We start from the raw sequence: 16,856 nt of genomic DNA, 5'->3' as shown, positions 1-16,856 counted from the left end.
CAAAACCTTGCTGCCAGACCTTTTTTATGAGCATCTAAGGGTAAATCTTGATCTTTGTGCTGGAATGGGTGGGAACCCGCTTTTCCTTAGGCGGAAGCTCCTTATAATCTCCATAAATCCAGGTGAGAACCTCATGCCAGCCTTTAGGGGCCATCAGTCTGGTGTCTTCAAATTCCAGATCCACTGTTTCCTCGCACCATTCCTTTTTTAAAGTCACGTAGAGATAATCCGGCTGGTAATTGCTGTAGTACCGGAGGCTGCTCTTTCCTCTTCTATCCTTGACAGCTGCCATGTGCTGCAATTTTCTCAAAACCTTCATGGGAATCAGTTTGCCTGCAAGGGCCAGGATTCCCACGGCGATTTTATTGGCCAGGCTGTATTTTTTAAAGTCCAGCTTATAGCGGTGTCCCATGGATAAGCCATAAATTACTGTATGAAGCAGCAGAGTCACGGTGGAGGCCGCTTTATTTTCCGGAAGCTCGTCAATGATAAATAAATCCACCCATAGATGGTTTAACTTCCCTTCATAGAAATCCATTTCCGGAGAGTCTTCATGAGTCCGGCTTTTTTTATAAAGGATTCTGGCAGTAAAGTCGTAAAAGGCCTTTCCTCCCCTGAAATCTCCCGGCTCCAGAAGCTCCATCTCAGGAGGCAGCTCCCGGCGTACCACCTTTAAAAAGGCATCATAATTGGGGCGGGTAAATGCCAAATCCGCATCGTCATCCCAGGGAATAAATCCCTTGTGCCTTACAGCTCCCAACAGGGTTCCCGCATCCAGAAGATATTTGATCTTGTATTTCCGGCAGATCCGGTCTATTTCCTTTAAAATGGTCAAATTGGCCTGATGTACTTCTCTTAAGTCGTATTCTTCCATGTTTCCTCTTTTCTGCCCATGCTCTCCGGGCATTAAGGTATACCCGCAGGGTGCTTCCTCTTTTCTGCCCGCAGGGTGCTTTCTCTCACCAAGTCATGATCACTGGGCGTTCAATGCGTCCTTTATGGTTTTTGCCATATGGTCAATCATGGCATCCGTCATTCCCGGATACACTCCTACCCAGAAGGTGTCTTCCATGATCCTGTTGGTATTGGTCAGCTCACCTGCAATCCGGTATCCCTCTCCTGATTCCCTCATCTGGTCAAAACAGGGATGCTTGGTCAAATTGCCTGCAAAAAGCATTCTGGTCTGAACTCCCTTTGATTCCACGTATTGAACCACCTGATTCCGGTCCACCCCTTCCTTGCAAGTGATAAGAAATCCAAACCAGCTTGGCCTGGAGTCTGGACATGGCTCCGGTAAAATCAGCTTGTCTGAAACTTCTTTCAGTCCGTTATAAAGGCGGTCAAAATTATGACGTCTCCGTTCTACAAAGGATGGGAACTTTTCAATCTGTGCACAGCCAATGGCTGCCTGCATGTCAGTTGCCTTTAAATTATATCCGAAATGGGAATAGACGTATTTATGGTCATAGCCCAGAGGCAGTTCCCCATACTGGCGGTCAAAACGGTGTCCGCACAAGTTGTCCACTCCGGAGGGGCAGACACAATCCCTTCCCCAATCCCGGAAGGAGCGGATGATTTTATTCAGCAGGGCACTGTCAGTATAGACTGCGCCGCCTTCTCCCATGGTCATGTGGTGGGGAGGATAAAAGCTGGAGGTTCCGATATCTCCGATGGTTCCTGAAAAGCGTTCTTCTCCGTTTATGGTATACCTGGTTCCCAAGGCATCGCAGTTATCTTCTACCAGCCATAAGCCGTATTTCTCACAAAAAGCCTTTACAGCACCCAGGTCAAAGGGATTTCCCAAAGTATGGGCAATCATCACTGCCTTAGTCTTTTCTGAACGGGCGGCTTCCAAAGCATTTACATCGATATTGTACTGGGGAATGGTCACATCCACAAATACAGGCACAGCTCCGTACTGAATCATAGGAGTCACTGTAGTAGGAAATCCTGCTGCAACAGTGATCACTTCATCTCCCCGCTGAATCTGACGTTCCTTTAATAAAGGAGAAGTCAGAGCCATAAATGCCAGTAAATTGGCGGAGGACCCGGAGTTTACCAGGGAACAGTATTTGATATTTAAATATTCAGCCAGTTTCTTCTCAAACTCATCCGTATAGCGCCCGGAAGTCAGCCAGAATTCCAGGGAGCTGTCCACCAGATTTACCATTTCCTCATGATCGTATACACGGGAGGCATAGGGAATCCGGTCGCCTTCTTCAAAAGGCTTTTTCTTATTATGATAGGTGGTGCAATATTCTTTTACCAGCCCAAGGATTTCCTCGCGGGCTTCTTTTTCTGTCTTGTGCTCAAACATTTTTTATATCCTCTCATGCTTAACTATTAAAAAATTCTTCTATCTGGCCATCCATGACCTGAAGCATATCTTCTCCATCTAAATAAGCCCTGGTCCATTCCACGGTTTTTCCCACCGCTTCCTTTACCCCGTATCTGGGTGTCCAGCCAAAAACTTTTTTGATCTTGGAGCAATCCAGCTTTAAGAAATTAGCCTCATGGGGGCCTCCTTCAAACCGGTTCTCCCATTTCACTCCCTGGCCCCATGCTTCACAGAATAAATCGGTCAGGCTTCCGGTGGTGATGCAGTCTTTATCGTCAGGCCCCACATTATAGTATCCCTGGAAGCCGGTATCTTCATACTGCTTCATAGCAATGGTCATGTACACGGAAAGGGGCTCCAGCACATGCTGGAAGGGTCTGGTGGAATGAGGATTTCTCAAAACAATATCCTCATGAGCCGTTGCAGCCCGGATGCAGTCTGGTATGATCCGGTCATTGGCAAAATCCCCTCCTCCGATCACATTGCCTGCACGGGAGGTAGAAATCGCTGTCTGCCCTTCTGAAAAGAAGGACTTGGCATAGCTGTGTGTCACCAGCTCGGAACAGGATTTGCTGTTGGAATAGGGATCATAGCCGTCAAGGGGATCACATTCCCGGTAGCCGTACTCCCATTCCTTATTTTCATAAACCTTATCTGTAGTCACATTTAAAAAGGACCGTACAGAAGGGGTCAGGCGGACACATTCCAGGATGTTGACTGTTCCCATCACATTGGCTTCATAGGTGTAAACCGGGTCTTTATAGGAATCCCGGACAATGGGCTGGGCTGCCAGGTGAAATACCACTTCCGGCTGGGTTCTTAAAAACACTTCTTTTAAATGAGCAAGATCCCGGATGTCTCCAATAACGGAATCCATGGTATCAGAAAGCCCTGCAATATAAAAAAGGCTGGGGTCTGTAGGGGGATTCAGGGAATAGCCCGTAACCTGGGCTCCCGCATTTGCCAGCATACGGCTCAGCCAGGAGCCTTTAAAGCCGGTGTGCCCCGTTACAAGGACCTTTTTCCCTTTATAAAATTCACAAAATTCATTCCATTTCTCGCTTGTCCAAGTGGTCATATTATTTCTCCCATATTTTCCAGGGAGCCTGTCCTGACTGCCATAAGTCTTCCAGCTTCTTCATTTCCCTTTGGGTATCCATGCACTGCCAGAAACCGGGGTGGTGGAAACTCATAAGCTGTCCTTCTGCTGCCAGCTTCTGCATAGGCTCCTGTTCCAGTATTGTGGTGTCGTCCTTCAAATAAGAGAAGATTTCCGGATTCAGCACCATGAATCCGCCGTTGATCAGGCTGGCATCAGCTTCATCCTTTTCCCGGAAGGAACGGACCACATTATTCTCATTGATGTCTAAAACACCTTTTAGCTGGGTGATGTTCACAGTGGTCATAGTAGCTATTTTTCCGTGGCTTTGATGAAATTCCAACAATTCATCCAGGTTTACATCACAGACACCGTCACCGTAGGTCAGCATAAAGGGCTCATCATCTACATAGGACTTAATCCGCTTAATGCGGCCTCCTGTCATAGTATTTAATCCCGTATCAACCAGGGTCACCTTCCATGGCTCGGAATAATTGTTATGAACCTCCATCTTGTTATTGGCAAGATCAAAGGTCACGTCTGAGGTGTGGAGAAAGTAATCCGCAAAAAACTCCTTGACCACATACTGCTTATATCCAAGGCAGATGACAAAATCGTGAAAACCGTACTGGGAATAATATTTCATAATATGCCATAAAATCGGCTTTTCCCCAATCTCAATCATGGGCTTTGGCTTCAAATGGCTCTGTTCGCTGATTCTTGTACCAAATCCTCCTGCTAACAATACTACTTTCATTGCTTTTTCCTCCAAATGTATTTCACTGTTAAGAAGTGTATTCTTCATATGCCTTCCGGTAAAAATGCATGATAATCCTCACAACCGGGCCGGGCCATATCTTTGAAAACATATGGGCCTCCTCCTTAGCGCGGCTGTTATCCTTAATGCAGGCTTTTGTGGCTGCCCCATCGTGAACCCTGTAAAACAGAACCGGTTTTTCCACACAGATAAATCGTCCCGGGCGTTCGGCAAGATTAAAAAGCGCATCCCAGTCCAAAGCAAACCGGTAGGAGGACGCAAAAAGCGGCTCCCCTAACTGTTCCTTGTTATAGGCACAGGCCGGACAGCAGATGGAATTTCCAAATATCAGAACACTTTTTTTTATCCAGGATAAATGACTCAGCCCCCGAAAACGAAGGGGCAGCCGGAGAAATCGTTTTATAAATTCCACCTTTTCAAAGAAAACCGGCTTATTTCCCTTTATAACCGCATATCCCCCTGTAAACAGAGTCATATCCGGGTATTTCTCATAGCACTCCAGAAGTGTTTTTACGTAATCCTTCTGATAAATGTCGTCCTGATGGGCGATGGTGACAAAGCGGGCATCAGCCATGTGGTAGGCAAAGTTCCAGTCCTCTCCTATGCCGCTGGCTCCATCCCTTACAAATAAGGGAATATCATATTTTTCTGCCAGGTTTTCAATGTAAGGGCTGGGAGTTGATGTGCACAATATAATATCTGACTTTCTGCTCTGATTTTTTAAGGAGCGGATACACGTCTCCAGATAAGGAGAATCCTTGTATGCGCAGATTGCAAATGCATGTGGTTTCATATTTATCGGTATCCTCTTGGATTGTTTCATAGTCTGGCTATGATTATACCATAAAAACCACAGAACATTCCACCATATTCATTATTTTGTTTTTACGAACTTTTAAAGATTTCGTAATATTATGAGCTACCGGAATCCGGTCTTGAAAAGTAATCCTGGCGAACATATTTAAGCAGAAAAAAATCCCTCAAAAGCAGACTCAGATATTTATCATGTCTGCTTTGGAGAGATCGTATTATTTTAAAACTTTGAACAAGCTCTTTCAAATATTCTGTTTTTCCTGCACTTCATCCAAAAACGAAAACGAAGTAATCATTTCATCCTTATATTGAAATTTTACAGAATGGGAGTACACCCCGAAATACTTTTGAATATTTCCGTCTGTCATTATTTCATCCGTATTCCCTGTCATATAATCCCCGTCACCCAGCAAAAAACATTGATCGGCTATGCGAAGTGCATGATTGGGATAATGAGTATTAATCATGCAGGCTATATTATTCTCAGCCGCAACGTTTTGAATCAATTTCAGCAAACGTATCTGATTGCGAAAATCCAGATGGGATTCAGGTTCATCTAAAACAAGCAGCTTGGGAGAGTTTATCAACGCCCGGGCAATGAACACCAATTGAAGCTGGCCTCCGCTCAGTTCATTGCAGGGCTGTTCCCGCAAGTGGAAAATTCCCACCTTTTTCAGGATTTCATCAGCAAGTATATAGTCCTGCCTGCCCGGTGCTGGAAAACGGGAGTTGTGTCCGGTCTTTCCAAATACCACCATATCCCGGACAGAATAAGAAAAGGATACCTTATGGGCCTGGGGTACATATCCGATTTCCTTTACAGGCTTATTTTTTCGGCTTTCCTTTCCCCCAACAGCAGAGTATCCGCTGTCCCAGCTTAAGATGCCCACAATGCATTTAATCAGGGTTGTCTTTCCAATTCCATTTCTCCCCATCACTGCCATGATCTGACCGCCTTTGAGCGAAAAGGAAATATCCTTTAAGAGAGGCTGTTTCTGAGGATAAGAGAAGCAGCCCTTATGTACTTCTAAAATATTTGCCATAGTTTTACCGCCCCCTTTTTCCTCTGTTATAGATAACCGCAAAAAATGGAGCTCTAATCAAAGCGGTTAAAATCCCAATAGGAATCTCGGCTGATGTTAAATTTCTTGCTGCGGTATCCACCAGTATCATAAAAACAGAGCCTGTCAGACATGAACTGGGAAGCAGATAGCCATGATTTACGCCTGCCAGCTTTCTGCAGATATGGGGTATTACAAGACCGACCCAGCCAATGACTCCGGAAACCGTCACACATCCGGCAGTTGTCAGCGTTGCAAACAAAATAACCAGCCAGCGTGTTGTATTGGGGTTAATTCCCAGGGTATAGCAGTCTTCATCTCCCAGAGAAAGCAAATTGATTTTCCAGCGCAGCAAATATAGACCTGTCATGCCGGATATGACCGGAACAGATGCAATCCATATATCTTTATAGGAGGCATTGGCAAAGCTACCCATCTGCCAAAAGGTGATGGCCGGAAGGGTTTCAGAGGAATCGGCAGCGTATTTAATCAAGGAAATTAAGGCAGAAAAAATCGAAGAAACAATGATTCCTCCTAAAACAACAGACAGAGTTTCAGCATTGTTTTTAGCTCCTGCCAGAAAAAATACCAGCAGTACACCCACCAGACCAAAGACCAGAGAAAGAACAGGCGTAAACAGGCCCATTCCTCCGGATAGTAAAATCCCCAGCGCCGCACCGAATCCGGCACCAGAACAAACGCCCAGCAGGTCAGGACTTACCAGGGGATTCTGGAACGTCCCCTGCAAGGCGGAACCGGATATTGACAATCCGGCTCCCACCATAGCAGCTAATATGACTCTGGGAATGCGCACCTGAAAAATTACAAATGCGGCGGTTTCAAGGGACTTGTCCAAATCCCCGTAGAATCCCGACGAAATAATGGTGTTAAATTGGGAAAAGCTGATGGCATATTGTCCCATAAGCATAGAACCTACAGCAGCACCAACCAAAAGCATGATGCTGATAAACATAACCTTGCTGTAATGCTTATTTTTTTCTTTCCTCATGATCCCGATGCCTTTCGATATCCTAGAATCGAGTTGATGTCATCGTCTGTCAGGGTGATATCATAGTTTCTCTGATAATACTCTGAAATTTCTGTTTTCAGCTCAGAATCGCTGATCAAATCAGGATATGCTTTTGAAACCAGCCATAACGGCAGCACGGGAGAATCCGCACAGGGAGTGATCCATGAATAAGTGGTTCTGGGTACATCGTAAACGGCTTTGTCTTTCCAGGCTTTCAGCAGTGACCAGTCCTGTCCCTCTATGGAATTATCCAGAATCTTCTGGGCGGGAGCGTCATGGAACACAATAATCATATCCGGATTCCATTGATAGATCTGCTCCATGCTGACCTCTGCTGTGCCTTCGATATCAGCGGCAGCATTTTGTATTCCTGCCATATCAAAAAAGCTTTGTGCGTAAGCGTCAAAGGAATCCGTACCGCTTACAGTGATACTGCCTGCCGCATTGGAGAAGATGCAGAGCGCAGTTTTCTCCTGATTTTGGTTCTGAAGCAATTGAGAAATTTTCCCGTTGGTCCGGTCCCACTCTTCCTGTAAGCTGCCTGAGGTATCTAAACCAAAGATTTCTCTTAGCTGATTATCCCAGGCAACTGATACTGCTTCCGGTCCGTTCAGCCCTTTTGAAAAGAAATCCACACTGGGAATATCTATATTTCCAAGTCCCTGTTTTTGGACATTTCCGTAATAGAAAATAATATCCGGATCAAGTGACAGCAAAGATTCTGTATTGACCGCGAAGCTTGCATCGATAAAAGAGGTATCAACGGATTGCCAGTTGGGAAACACCTTGTTTACAATTTCCACATTGGAAGTGGTAAATGCACGGGAATTGATTCCGGTAATCATTTCCGTATCAGGAATTGTTTGAACGGCAAATGACATGACCGGAGGACTGATCACTACAACCCTTTGAATTTCCGGGACAGCCGGTATCTCAACTTCATTTCCTCCCAAGTCGGTGATCGTCCTCTTATCTTTAGATTCAGGAGCGGAAGGCTGCTGAGGCTCAGAAGTGACCGGCTGCCGGGATTCAGCAGCAGATTGTTGAGACTCAGGGGATACGGTCTGATTCACAGTCTTTTGTCCGCAGGCTGCCAGTGATAAGCATAAACCGGCGGCTAACATCGAAGCAATGATTTTATTTTTCATGTATAAGTCCTCCTTATTTCATATAAAAAATGCAGCACCGATAAAACAATAACATGTCTTATCAGCACTGCGTCTTGGCGTCTGGCCTTGTAATAATATGAACTTTTTGATTTTTTACTGTAATTAAAGTTTCCTTCTTGCATTTAGGGCAAAACAGGGGAAAGTTTACAAGCATTGTATCCGCTCTGATTTGCACACGGGTTTTGTGCCCGCATAAGGGGCACCCGATCCATTCCCTTTTTTCCATGTTATCACCCGGCCTTTCAATCCTATGAATGATTCTGAATCAAGCCGATGGCATGATCCAGGAATCCCTTTATGGATGCCAGTTGATCGCCCGGTGTATCTGCCAGGAAATCAAAAAGGGCCTTGTCATATTTTGCATGGTATTCTGCATGAAGGTGGTAAGCCTTCTGTCCCTTTTCCGTCAGGTAAAGGAGGGACCGCTTTTTATCTTCAGAATCTTCTTTCTTTGAGATCAGCCCCCGTTCACTTAATTTCTGCAGTGTCTTATGGACAACAGGACGGGTGATGCCGAATTTTCGCGCCAGCTCGGCACTGTGAAGGCCGGGAAAATCACCAATCATTTTAATCATGTGGATTTCACCCCTATAAAAGGTCATATCTTCGCTTCCAAAATCCAGAATATTTGTTTTGCTGTTGGCAATCTGCTCCGTCAGTTCAATGAAAGAAAGGATCACGTCGCCGGTACATACGGAAAAATCAGCATCGCCTTTGCGGTAGACCAGACCTTCAAATAAATTGTCCTTCATGGTATCTACTGCACTTAATCCGGCTTTTTGTATGGTTTCAGCCACTTCCCTGCCGCTTGGAGGAAGGGGAACTCCGTCTAAAAAGCCTGATAACCAGCCCAGCATGTTGGGAGGGATATTGTAGTCCTGGCTGGAAAACCTTCCGATTACCAGCAGATAACCGCCATTTTTTAAAGCTGCTGCCAGCTTTTGCATAAAGCCGGACAATTCACCTGATACAAAGTTTAAAATTCCGGAAGCAATAATCAAGTCATAGGGACCACCCAGAGAATCCGTATTAAAGTCACCTGATATTACATCAACATTTGATTCCGCGCCATGCTGGCGGATAATTTCCTTTGTAACATCAGCCACTTCCTGAGCTTCGAAAACAGTTGCTTTGCTGTTTGGAAAATTCCGGACAAATTCAATGGACAGGATTCCTGTCCCGCCCCCTAAATCCAGGATATGCAAAGGACGTTTCTTATCAGGATATAATTGCTCCATCTCACTGATAAATGCCTGCACCCGTCCGGTATACATTTCGGGAATGGACACCTTTGCCAGCTGAGAAAAATCATAGGCTGATTTTGGGGCCGTATCCCCAGCCTTCACCTTCGCATCCAAATGCTCCAGAGAGGTCATTTTCTCCCTGAACAGCAAGGCATCTCCTAAAAACACCTGGCTGTTGCGGGATAAAAAATCCCTGGTTTCTGCCGTATTTACATAAAACTCCCCCTGCCTGCTTATGAGGCCGCAGGAAAGCAGGGACAGAAGCAGTAATTCTATCTGCTTTTCATCACACTTCAGCTCATCAGCAATGGTTTTGGATGTTACAGGCTGATCCAGAAAGGAAAAAATATTCAAACGGATTGCTGAAAAAAGCAGTTGGGTTTCCTGGTAGTTATGTATCATCTTGTAATAACGGCCAGGATTATTTTCCATGTTATACATGCCAAGCCTCCTTGTTCTGTAAAATGAATAACTCAATATGTTAGTTCCATCTAACTATTTGTTAGTCTAGCATACATCTTGTTCATTTGTCAAGCATACAACTGCTCTGATTTATAAATAGATAAAATAAGCTTACCACCCCTTTGTTGACGAACCGGAGATTTTAGGGTAAGCTTAACCATAAGAATATGTTTAGAGAGAAAAGGAGAATGATCTGACATGAGCATCCGATTGATCGCTTCCGACATGGACGGCACATTACTTAATCCTCAGGCCCGCATCTCAGCGGCTAATATAGAAGCAATACGCAAGCTGGAACAGACGGACACAGAGTTTCTGATCTGCACCGGACGGGAATATCACGATGCCAAAGCCTTTATGGAGGCGGAAGGCATTACATGCGGCTACATCTGCTTAAGCGGAGCTACCGTCCACGACAAAAATGGCCGGGCTCAAACGAAAATCCCCCTGACAGCGGGAAATGCCGCAGACATAGAGCGGATTTTCAATTCCTATTCCATCAATATGGACATCCTGACTTCCCACGGCCGGTATACCACCTGCTCAAGGGAGCAGAAAGCAAAAATCGCCCGTTCTTTTCTTTCCAGACGGACCTCCTCTCCCGCAGAACTGGAGCAGGTCATCGAACAATACCTGGAAACCGTCACATTTATTGAGTCTATGGAAAAGCTGCCTGAATATGCAACAGTGTTCAAGGTATGCGGCAATGACATCCTTCCTGAAACAGTGATGGAAATGAAAAAAACATTTTCCTATCACCCGGAGCTGGCCGCCGCCTCTTCCTTTCCCACCAATATTGAGCTGACAAACGCAAACGCCCAGAAGGGAATTGCATTAAAAGCCTATGCGGATTTAAGAGGAATTTCTCTGGACGATGTGATGACACTTGGAGACAGTGACAACGATTCCTCCATGTTCACACCGGAATTCGGCTGGACTGTTGCCATGGCTAACGCCATGCCCTGTATCCGTGATGCTGCAAAATACCATACCAAATCCAACGAAGAGGATGGAGTGGCCTGGGCCATTGAGCAGTTTGTATTGGGGCAGGAACCAAAGAAACACAATTAGGAAAAATTTCAAAAAGGCCGGAAAGGAACGTTTTTACCGCTCCCTTCCGGCCTCTTTAACACGGTCACACTTCTGTAAATCCAAACACCTTCCACGGCTCAATGTAATCCAGCAGCACCAGTTCATAATCCGGTATATGGCCGATCACATTTTTCCTCCCGTCATTGGGCATATCCTTTAATACTACATGGAGCTCTCCTTTATAACGGGAATAGCCGTCATTTAAAATGACAACATCCCCCCGTTTTAAGTCACGGGTATTATCCGGCAGGATTTCCCGTTCTGCAAAAGCCACTCTGGTCCAGGTGGAACGGATCATGTAGCTGCTTAAATCCCCCCTGATTACATGCTGGTCTTCATAGTGAAGAATGCTGCGCTCTGTTTCCGTCAGCTCCTTTTCCAGACAAATCCCAAACATCAGCTTCCCAGGTGTCACCGAGGCACATGCCTTTAACTCTTCCTCTGAGGCATAAGCATTGGCAATGATCACATCATCCACCATGCGGGTGGCAAATAAATGCCGCACCTGGGCATCAATAGGCAGGCCCCGGTGCATTTCCAGGGTGCATAAGCCCTCATTGACGGGCCATGGGCCAAAGGTGTTCTCATGGTTGCTGGATACAAAGGCTGCAACCTTTAAGCCATGTTTTTTCATCTCCCTGTTGCAGTAATTAAAATGCTCCAGACTGATGCCCGTATATTTCTGAGGATAAAAATTGTGGCAGGTAATGATCTTTTCCGGTACCGGATGGTGGTTCATCACATTTGCCACATAGCTGGGATCGGTGCTGGCGTTCAGCTCTATCTTCAATCCCTCTTTGTTATAGCTCATGGCCACTTCCTTGATTCCGTCAAACCCTTCATCCAGCCGGATTCCATCCGCATCCATTTCCTTAAAAGGAGCCAGATTTTCATAAGAAGCTCCCAATACTTCAAAAACAGAGGGGGCAACATCCAGAATCACCTCCAGCCCATGGTCATGTGCGGTATGGATCATGTCCCGGAATTCCCTGATGATCTCTGCTCTTTCTTTATTTCCAACGCTTAACAGGCAGGTGAAAATACGCTTGAATCCGTATTTTCCGGCCAGACAGATATATTCTTTGTCCCGCTCCGAAGTGGAATGCTCCGGATACAGGGAAATGCCCAGTCGTCCCATAATCAGCCTCCTCTTTGTTATGTGGTGATCTCTATGATCCTTTCCAGCGGGTTGTTAAATTCCCTGATGTATACAACAGGGCTGCCGCTCTTGCTCACAATGGTGCTTTCTACCATAATAATGGGAGAGTTCAGCTTTATATGAAGCAGATTAATATATTTTACAGGTATTATAATAGGAAGAAACCGCTGCGTAACAGAGCCCTCGTCAATGTAGCCCTTTAAATCCAGAAGCTTATTTAAGTTATTGTAATCGCTGTCATTGATCAGGCTTTGGATCAGGTAGATTTCCTCCACGCTTATGGGCTTTCCATTTCTCCGGTTCACCCGCACAATCCGGATCATCCAATCCTCCGGGTCAATCTCTAAATGGGAAGCGATCTCCTTATCAGAGAAACAGGTGCTGAAATAAATCACATTGTAATCAAAGGTGTCGTCTGCAGGCTTTCCCAAGGTTTCTGCCGACGTATTTTTCTTCATCAGCCTCTGGTCTGCCACAAAGGTTCCCTTGTTTTTATCCCGGTACAATACGCCTTCTTCCACCAGCTCATTGAGCGCATTGCGCACCGTCATCCGGCTGGCCTTATACCGGACAGCCAGCTCCCGTTCTGATGCAATGGGCGTATTGACGGCAGCATCCTTGATTTCTTCCATAAGCTCCTGTTTTATTTTATGATATTTGGGAGCTCCCATTGTATCACCTCTTATCACCCTCTCCTGCGTTCCTTGATAAATCCCTCCATAGATGAAAGCATCCTGGAAATCCGCTTCTTAGCACTTCTGGCATAAAACCAGGAAACAACTTTATAATTGGCGGAACTGGAACCATGTTTTCCTTCAAATCCTTCTGTATAGTGTACCATAATATTCCCCTCTCCGCCAGCTTCAATCCGGTAAAGTATTGCAGTGGTTCCCTGGGAGGAGCGGAATTCTGCTTCATAGCAGGATGGAGGAACAAACTGTTTGATCACAACCTCCACTCCGCTTTCCTGGCCCAGCTTGTTTTTCATCTTCTTTTTATAGCACAAGCCGGAATAAATCTGGTCCGGTTCCACTGTTTTTTCCTGTGACTGGCTCACGTCATAAGCCACAGAAGCCGCCAGAGTATCGAAAAATTCCTTTGCCTCTACATTCAGTTTTTGACTCACTTCCATATTCCGTCTCCTGTTTCTCTCTATTCAAAACCATTGTGTTTCAGCAGCTCTCCATACCAATATCCCGATTTTTTAATGGTACGCTTCTGTGTTTCCAAGTCCAGCTCCACAAGGCCGTAACGGTTTTTATAGGCATTGAGCCAGGACCAGCAGTCTATAAAGGTCCAGGCGTGGTATCCCACGCAGCGGCTTCCTTCCTGGATTCCCTTGTGAAGCCAGGTCAGATGCTCTTTGAAAAATTCAATGCGGTAATCATCCTGTATGATTCCATTTTCTTTGAAGCGCTCTTCATGTTCCACTCCCATGCCGTTTTCCGTGACCATCCATTCAATATTTCCATAATTGTCCCGGATATTGAGGGCAATGTCATACAATCCCCTGGGATAAATCTCCCAGCCTCTGTAGGGGTTCATCCGCTTGCCCGGCATATCGTAAATATCAAAATAATATTCCGGGGTAAAAGGAGCCAGAGGGTTTGGCACATGGGCCTTTGCGCAGACACGGAATGGGTGGTAATAGTTGACTCCCAGAAAATCCACTGGATTCTGCCTGATGATTTCCAGATCTTCCGGCTCCGTCTGAGGCATCAACCCATGTTCCCGGATCATCTCCACCAGCTCCGGGTCATAGATTCCCTTTACAGCCGGGTCAAGAAAGCTTTTGTTCTGGAACAGCTCTGCAATTCTGGCCGCCTTTTCATCCTCTGGATGAGAGCTTCTGGGATAAGCCGGAGTCAGGTTCAGTATGATTCCTATTTTCCCTCCCTGGTTTAAGCTTCGGTACTCCCTGACAGCCAGGGCACTGGCTAACGCCGTGTGGTAAGCCACCAAAACCGCAGCTTTAGGGTCCACCTTGCAGGGATAGTGATATCCGGAAAGATATCCGCACTCCACATGGACAATGGGCTCATTAAAGGTAAACCAGTGGCTCACCAGATCCCCAAACAGTTCAAAACAGGCTCTTGCATACTCTTTATAATGCTCCACAACCCTTCTGTTCTCCCAGCCCCCAAGCTCCTGCATCGCCACCGGCATATCGAAATGATACAAGTTCACAAAAGGTTCAATCCCCTGGTTCCTCAACTCCTGAAACAAGCTGCGGTAAAAATCTGCCGCCTTTTGATTCATTTCTCCCCTGCCCTGGGGAAATAAGCGGGACCAACGGATAGAGGTGCGGAAAGAGTTATGGCCTGTCTCTTTCATAAGCCTCACATCCTCCCGGTAATTCTCATAAAAGGAGGAAGTGGTTCCCGGACCGATGTTTCCATGAAACTTAAAACTCTCCTCTTCATACCACAGATCCCAGATATTTTCCCCTCTTCCGTCCCCCTCACTTCCCCCTTCGCATTGGGTTGCGCTGGTGGCACTGCCAAAGTAAAATCCTTCCGGAAATACGACCCTCATACAATCTCCCTCCTATTTTTTCTTTCTTAACATGAGCAATCCCATTGCCACTGCCGCCAGTCCTGCCGTCCTGTACAGAACAGGGGCCGGAAGCTGGGGCGACACGGCAATCAGCAAAAAGCCTATGGCAATTAAAAATACGGTCCAGCTTTTCATACGAGTTTCTGCCCTCCCTTCTGAATGGAAAAGAAGAGCCGCCAGTCAGCTCTGTCAGGACATCCCTGTGAACTGGTCTGGCAGCTCCTTTTTACAGTTATTCGGTTTTCATCTTATTTGCCATCAGTACAAATGGGGCCCAGATGACAAAGGACAGGAACAGGTTCAGCAATGATACCAGAGCAGCCATAAAGTTTCCGCCTGTTGCAAGGAATGCGTAAATACCTGCAGGCATTACCCAGGGTACGGCAACAAATACCGGAGGAATCAGGCCGATGGCCGTTGCACCGTATGCAATGGCTGCGCATATGGGCGGAACAATGAGCCATGGAATTAAATATACCGGATTCAATACAATGGGCATACCAAATGTAATCGGCTCATTGATATTGAATACTCCCATAGGCCAGGACAGCTTGGCAATAGCCCTCTGATCCTCCCTCTTGGAAAACAGGAAAATGGCGATGATCAGTCCCAGAGTGATTCCTGAGCCTCCCATCTGGCAGTAGGCGTCAAAGGAGCCCCGGGTCCACAGATAGGGAAGCTGTGAAGTGCTCTGTCCTGCAGTAAATGCCTCTATGTTCTGATTCAATGCAGTTAAATAAATTCCGTCCATAACAGGTGCCAGTACGTTATGTCCGTGGAGACCGAAGAACCATAAAAGCTGAACCAGGAATACCATAAGGATTACACTGAAAAAGCCCTGTGACAGACTGAGAAGAGGTCTTTGAATATACCTGAGAACCATCTCATTAATGGTGGAGCCTGTCAGTGAAATACAAACCTGGGTTGCTATTCCTGCAAAATAAATGGCAATGACTCCCGGAACGATAGCCGCAAAGGCCTTGCTCACTGCCGGAGGCACGGAGTCCGGAAGCTTGATGATAATTTTCTTCTGCATCAGCTTTATGTAGATCATCGTACAGATAAAGCCCATGATCAAAGCGGTGAACAGACCGCCGGAACCGGTGTATGCAGAGCCTAAATAACCCCAGCCGCCGACTCCGTTTAAAGCAACTCCCCCTGCTGGAGTAGCCGCAACATCAAGCCCCAGACCCTTTAACTGGTCAACAGCAGAGGCTGCCACGCCCGGAAGCTCATAGTCAAAAACTGCGCTTTGTCCCATGCAGGTAACCAGACTGGCAAATGCAATTACGCCGCCTGCAATGGCATTGACGTTATAAGTTTTCGAAAGGTTGTAACCCAGGGCAAAGACAAATGCCAGGGCGAGAATTACAATAGAACCGAAATACACGTTGCCGTTGACGCTGATAACCGGGCTCATGGCCTGAACAAAACCGGTCATTCCTGCCTGATTGGGAAGATCTCTTAAAAATACGTTGAGCAAAACCGCAATGGAGCCAACCATGGTGATCGGCATAATGGCGATAAATGCATCTCTGATGGCAACCAGGTGCTTCTGAGAACCGATTCTAGCTGCAATCGGCATAAACCTTGCTTCCATAAATGAATTAAATGCACCCATAAACTTTCTCCCTCCTTTAATAATCTTTCACATACTCATCCGTTCAGCTTGCTGAGTGCCTGATCCAAAACCTTGGCTCCGTTCATGGTTCCATAGGCCGCCATGTCAATGACCTGCACCGGCTTTTCATGGTTCACTCTCTCGTTCATCTTCTTTTCCAGATAGCGGACCTGAGGCCCTAATAAAACAATATCTGCCTTTCCCACTTCCTCCACAGACTCTGAATCCCCTACTGCCCAGATTTCAGCCTCCACTCCCTTTTCTGACGCTGCATCCTGCATTCTTTTGACAAGCATGCTTGTGGACATTCCTGCGGAGCAAACTAATAATATATGATACATACCGCACCCCTTTCCGTGGTCTAGACCACTCCTCTTGCCATTATATTACTATATCATATGCAAAAATACAAGTATATTCTTTAAAATAAGATT

18 protein-coding genes are annotated in these 16,856 nt (G+C 46.1%); 1 reads left to right on the top strand and 17 read right to left on the bottom strand.

The features are described 5' to 3' along the window. Positions 1 to 34: 34 nt before the first annotated feature. The 10 genes from V7M78_RS00725 to V7M78_RS00680 form a co-directional block, all read right to left on the bottom strand. Positions 35 to 874 (bottom strand): LicD family protein, encoded by an 840-nt coding sequence (locus tag V7M78_RS00725; RefSeq protein WP_333645535.1) that lies wholly within the window; start codon positions 872 to 874, stop codon positions 35 to 37. Positions 875 to 973: 99 nt separating this feature from the next. Then, positions 974 to 2,317 (bottom strand): lipopolysaccharide biosynthesis protein RfbH, encoded by a 1,344-nt coding sequence (gene rfbH / locus V7M78_RS00720; RefSeq protein WP_333645534.1) that lies wholly within the window; start codon positions 2,315 to 2,317, stop codon positions 974 to 976. A 19-nt stretch (positions 2,318 to 2,336) separates the two neighbouring features. Beyond that, positions 2,337 to 3,416, bottom strand: coding sequence for a CDP-glucose 4,6-dehydratase (gene rfbG / locus V7M78_RS00715; protein WP_333645533.1), 1,080 nt, complete (start codon positions 3,414 to 3,416; stop codon positions 2,337 to 2,339). Position 3,417: 1 nt separating this feature from the next. After that, entirely contained in the window at positions 3,418 to 4,194 is a 777-nt protein-coding gene (gene rfbF, locus V7M78_RS00710; protein WP_333645532.1) for a glucose-1-phosphate cytidylyltransferase, read from the bottom strand. A 28-nt stretch (positions 4,195 to 4,222) separates the two neighbouring features. Further along, on the bottom strand, positions 4,223 to 5,008 hold the full coding sequence (locus V7M78_RS00705) for a glycosyltransferase family A protein (RefSeq protein ID WP_333645531.1): 786 nt from the start codon (positions 5,006 to 5,008) through the stop codon (positions 4,223 to 4,225). A gap of 262 nt (positions 5,009 to 5,270) precedes the next feature. Then, entirely contained in the window at positions 5,271 to 6,071 is an 801-nt protein-coding gene (locus tag V7M78_RS00700) for an ABC transporter ATP-binding protein (protein WP_333645530.1), read from the bottom strand. A 4-nt stretch (positions 6,072 to 6,075) separates the two neighbouring features. Continuing rightward, positions 6,076 to 7,098: a FecCD family ABC transporter permease gene (locus V7M78_RS00695; RefSeq protein ID WP_333645529.1), complete on the bottom strand. Its 1,023-nt coding sequence runs from the start codon at positions 7,096 to 7,098 to the stop codon at positions 6,076 to 6,078. Further along, complete coding sequence (locus tag V7M78_RS00690; protein ID WP_333645528.1) at positions 7,095 to 8,267, bottom strand: ABC transporter substrate-binding protein; 1,173 nt, start codon at positions 8,265 to 8,267, stop codon at positions 7,095 to 7,097. Before V7M78_RS00690 ends, V7M78_RS00695 begins: the two co-directional genes overlap by 4 nt. Positions 8,268 to 8,328: 61 nt before the next feature. Beyond that, positions 8,329 to 8,514 (bottom strand): cysteine-rich KTR domain-containing protein, encoded by a 186-nt coding sequence (locus tag V7M78_RS00685; protein WP_333645527.1) that lies wholly within the window; start codon positions 8,512 to 8,514, stop codon positions 8,329 to 8,331. A gap of 22 nt (positions 8,515 to 8,536) precedes the next feature. Continuing rightward, positions 8,537 to 9,973, bottom strand: a complete 1,437-nt coding sequence (locus V7M78_RS00680) for a methyltransferase (protein WP_333645526.1) — start codon at positions 9,971 to 9,973, stop codon at positions 8,537 to 8,539. A 219-nt stretch (positions 9,974 to 10,192) separates the two neighbouring features. Between V7M78_RS00680 and V7M78_RS00675 the strand changes: the two genes are divergently transcribed. Next, a complete protein-coding gene (locus V7M78_RS00675; protein WP_333645525.1) occupies positions 10,193 to 11,065 on the top strand; it encodes a Cof-type HAD-IIB family hydrolase in 873 nt (290 codons plus the stop codon). A gap of 64 nt (positions 11,066 to 11,129) precedes the next feature. Here the strand turns inward: V7M78_RS00675 and V7M78_RS00670 are convergent, their stop codons facing one another. The 7 genes from V7M78_RS00670 to V7M78_RS00640 form a co-directional block, all read right to left on the bottom strand. Then, on the bottom strand, positions 11,130 to 12,224 hold the full coding sequence (locus V7M78_RS00670; RefSeq protein ID WP_333645524.1) for a DUF871 domain-containing protein: 1,095 nt from the start codon (positions 12,222 to 12,224) through the stop codon (positions 11,130 to 11,132). Positions 12,225 to 12,241: 17 nt separating this feature from the next. After that, entirely contained in the window at positions 12,242 to 12,916 is a 675-nt protein-coding gene (locus V7M78_RS00665) for a GntR family transcriptional regulator (RefSeq protein ID WP_333645523.1), read from the bottom strand. A 14-nt stretch (positions 12,917 to 12,930) separates the two neighbouring features. Next, positions 12,931 to 13,377: a DUF3284 domain-containing protein gene (locus V7M78_RS00660; protein WP_333645522.1), complete on the bottom strand. Its 447-nt coding sequence runs from the start codon at positions 13,375 to 13,377 to the stop codon at positions 12,931 to 12,933. A 20-nt stretch (positions 13,378 to 13,397) separates the two neighbouring features. Further along, entirely contained in the window at positions 13,398 to 14,780 is a 1,383-nt protein-coding gene (locus V7M78_RS00655; protein WP_333645521.1) for a glycoside hydrolase family 1 protein, read from the bottom strand. A 12-nt stretch (positions 14,781 to 14,792) separates the two neighbouring features. After that, the gene (locus V7M78_RS00650) at positions 14,793 to 14,936 is read right to left on the bottom strand and encodes a hypothetical protein (protein WP_333645520.1); all 144 of its coding nucleotides are present in this window, start codon (positions 14,934 to 14,936) and stop codon (positions 14,793 to 14,795) included. Between the two features lie 97 nt (positions 14,937 to 15,033). Beyond that, a complete protein-coding gene (locus V7M78_RS00645) occupies positions 15,034 to 16,422 on the bottom strand; it encodes a PTS sugar transporter subunit IIC (RefSeq protein WP_333645519.1) in 1,389 nt (462 codons plus the stop codon). 35 nt (positions 16,423 to 16,457) lie between these two features. Next, positions 16,458 to 16,763 (bottom strand): PTS sugar transporter subunit IIB, encoded by a 306-nt coding sequence (locus tag V7M78_RS00640; protein WP_333645518.1) that lies wholly within the window; start codon positions 16,761 to 16,763, stop codon positions 16,458 to 16,460. Between the last annotated feature and the right edge of the window lie 93 nt (positions 16,764 to 16,856).

This window comes from Lacrimispora sp., from assembly GCF_036758025.1.
GTDB lineage: Bacteria > Bacillota > Clostridia > Lachnospirales > Lachnospiraceae > Lacrimispora.
The sequence above is the reverse complement of the archived record's forward strand: the minus strand, read 5'-3'. Positions and strand labels throughout refer to the sequence as shown.

What these genes read in the sequence shown, in the direction of transcription:
- V7M78_RS00725 (WP_333645535.1), bottom strand. Translation starts at nt 874, where the DNA reads ATGGAAGAATACGACTTAAGAGAAGTACATCAGGCCAATTTGACCATT.
- rfbH (WP_333645534.1), bottom strand. Translation starts at nt 2,317, where the DNA reads ATGTTTGAGCACAAGACAGAAAAAGAAGCCCGCGAGGAAATCCTTGGG.
- rfbG (WP_333645533.1), bottom strand. Translation starts at nt 3,416, where the DNA reads ATGACCACTTGGACAAGCGAGAAATGGAATGAATTTTGTGAATTTTAT.
- rfbF (WP_333645532.1), bottom strand. Translation starts at nt 4,194, where the DNA reads ATGAAAGTAGTATTGTTAGCAGGAGGATTTGGTACAAGAATCAGCGAA.
- V7M78_RS00705 (WP_333645531.1), bottom strand. Translation starts at nt 5,008, where the DNA reads ATGAAACCACATGCATTTGCAATCTGCGCATACAAGGATTCTCCTTAT.
- V7M78_RS00700 (WP_333645530.1), bottom strand. Translation starts at nt 6,071, where the DNA reads ATGGCAAATATTTTAGAAGTACATAAGGGCTGCTTCTCTTATCCTCAG.
- V7M78_RS00695 (WP_333645529.1), bottom strand. Translation starts at nt 7,098, where the DNA reads ATGAGGAAAGAAAAAAATAAGCATTACAGCAAGGTTATGTTTATCAGC.
- V7M78_RS00690 (WP_333645528.1), bottom strand. Translation starts at nt 8,267, where the DNA reads ATGAAAAATAAAATCATTGCTTCGATGTTAGCCGCCGGTTTATGCTTA.
- V7M78_RS00685 (WP_333645527.1), bottom strand. Translation starts at nt 8,514, where the DNA reads ATGGAAAAAAGGGAATGGATCGGGTGCCCCTTATGCGGGCACAAAACC.
- V7M78_RS00680 (WP_333645526.1), bottom strand. Translation starts at nt 9,973, where the DNA reads ATGTATAACATGGAAAATAATCCTGGCCGTTATTACAAGATGATACAT.
- V7M78_RS00675 (WP_333645525.1), top strand. Translation starts at nt 10,193, where the DNA reads ATGAGCATCCGATTGATCGCTTCCGACATGGACGGCACATTACTTAAT.
- V7M78_RS00670 (WP_333645524.1), bottom strand. Translation starts at nt 12,224, where the DNA reads ATGGGACGACTGGGCATTTCCCTGTATCCGGAGCATTCCACTTCGGAG.
- V7M78_RS00665 (WP_333645523.1), bottom strand. Translation starts at nt 12,916, where the DNA reads ATGGGAGCTCCCAAATATCATAAAATAAAACAGGAGCTTATGGAAGAA.
- V7M78_RS00660 (WP_333645522.1), bottom strand. Translation starts at nt 13,377, where the DNA reads ATGGAAGTGAGTCAAAAACTGAATGTAGAGGCAAAGGAATTTTTCGAT.
- V7M78_RS00655 (WP_333645521.1), bottom strand. Translation starts at nt 14,780, where the DNA reads ATGAGGGTCGTATTTCCGGAAGGATTTTACTTTGGCAGTGCCACCAGC.
- V7M78_RS00650 (WP_333645520.1), bottom strand. Translation starts at nt 14,936, where the DNA reads ATGAAAAGCTGGACCGTATTTTTAATTGCCATAGGCTTTTTGCTGATT.
- V7M78_RS00645 (WP_333645519.1), bottom strand. Translation starts at nt 16,422, where the DNA reads ATGGGTGCATTTAATTCATTTATGGAAGCAAGGTTTATGCCGATTGCA.
- V7M78_RS00640 (WP_333645518.1), bottom strand. Translation starts at nt 16,763, where the DNA reads ATGTATCATATATTATTAGTTTGCTCCGCAGGAATGTCCACAAGCATG.